The organism is Campylobacter sp. RKI_CA19_01121 (assembly GCF_025771295.1).
Taxonomy (GTDB): Bacteria; Campylobacterota; Campylobacteria; order Campylobacterales; family Campylobacteraceae; genus Campylobacter_D.
In genome coordinates this window covers 1-1,618 of sequence record NZ_JAKMQA010000028.1, presented here as the reverse complement: position 1 = coordinate 1,618, position 1,618 = coordinate 1, and the positions used below count along the sequence as shown (strand labels likewise).

Annotated in this window: 1 protein-coding gene and 1 pseudogene; one reads left to right on the top strand and one right to left on the bottom strand. The window is 32.1% G+C overall.

The window, feature by feature from the left end; translation table 11 throughout:
- Positions 1-400 (top strand): annotated as a pseudogene (locus L8T90_RS07805) (hypothetical protein); the annotation flags it as partial.
- 11 nt (positions 401-411) lie between these two features.
- Here the strand turns inward: L8T90_RS07805 and L8T90_RS07800 are convergent.
- The coding region (locus L8T90_RS07800; protein ID WP_263737170.1) for a flagellin B at positions 412-1,618 on the bottom strand (1,207 nt) is incomplete at its 5' end.

Below are 1,618 nucleotides of genomic sequence, written 5' to 3'. Positions count from 1 at the left end.
TGGGAGAATACAAAGCAATTTAAAATTAGCAAATAATTTCATAGAAAAATGTGAAAAAATTTTATGTCATATTGATAAAAATATTAATCAGTGTACATTTGAAAATATTAACAAAGAAAATGAAAAACTTACAAAAATTCTCATTCAGATTGATAATTTGAAAAATCAGATTCTCAAAAATTCTAACTTATATATATTTAATGAACTTCACAAACCATTATTTTATCATTATGAATGTAAAATAAATGAATTATTTATACTAAATCACAAAGACGACTTAGAAAAAACAAGAAAAATAATAAGCTATCTTAATGTAAATAAAACTTGGATAAAACAATACATACAGACTTTAAAAATTCAAAATCAAATGTTAAAACAGAGTAGTATTAAAGCTCTCTAGGAGCTTTAATATTATTGTAAAAGTTTTAACACATTTTGCTGAACAGCATTAGCTTGACTCATAGCATAAGATCCACTTTGAGCTAATATATTGTATTTAGAGAAATTTGCACTCTCAGCTGCAAAGTCAACATCTCTTATGGTTGATTCAGCTGATTTAATATTTACTTGAGTTACACTTATATTATTAATAGTAGCTGTGATTTGATTTTGCACTGCACCAATATCTGCTCTAATATTATCAAGAGTCGTAATAGCACTATCAGCTAAATCCATTACAGCCATTGCACCTTGCAAGGAAGTAACACCAGCACTTTTTGGGGTGGTAACATTTTCTGCTGTGCTCATAGCATTAAAACCCATTGCACAAGCTACATCTACCGAAATCTGCCCCTTAACAGCTTCTAAATTTGCAGTTGTTTGAGCAACTCTTGATTCAGCAGAAAATCCAATATTACCACTAATAAGTATATCCCTACCATCATTTTTCACCAAAGATAATCTTCCATAATTAACAGAAGCTACTGTTCCAGACAAAGCCGTTCCTAAACTTCCACCTAGAACTATACCTCTACCATCAGCTGAATTTAAAATGAGTTTTCCATCTACAACAGATGCTTCAACACCGGTTGTATCTTTTTTGGAGTTAATAGCCGCAACTAAGGCACCATCTTTATCTCCCGGTTTAACCTCTATTTGACCTATAACTACACCATTGATGGTAAAATCAGATCCTGTTTTTCCTGCAGGTATTACACCATCTGATATAGTTTGAACGGTAGCTGTTGCTCTAACTCCTGTTTTATCTGCTACTTTATTAATTTCATCAGCTAAAGCACCAAGTCCAGTTCCAACACTATATGAAATAGGCACACTTTGAAAAGTATAATCATTTACACCATCGTATGATTTAATAGTAAAAGAACTCATTCCGGGTGCTGTGACTCTAGCACCTGTTTCAAAGCGAGTATGACCTATTTTACTTGATTGAGTTGGCCCTATAGTTGCATGTACCGTTTGGTTTGACTGAGCACCTATTTGGAATTCTTGATTAACAAAATTTCCACTTAAAAGTTGCTTACCATTAAATGAAGTGGTATTTGCTATATTATCAAGTTCTTCCATTAAACGATTGATTTCATTTTGAATCATCGTTCTAGTTTTTGCTGTTTGACCATCTTGAGCAGCTTGAGTAGCTTTTACCTTAATGGTATCTAGG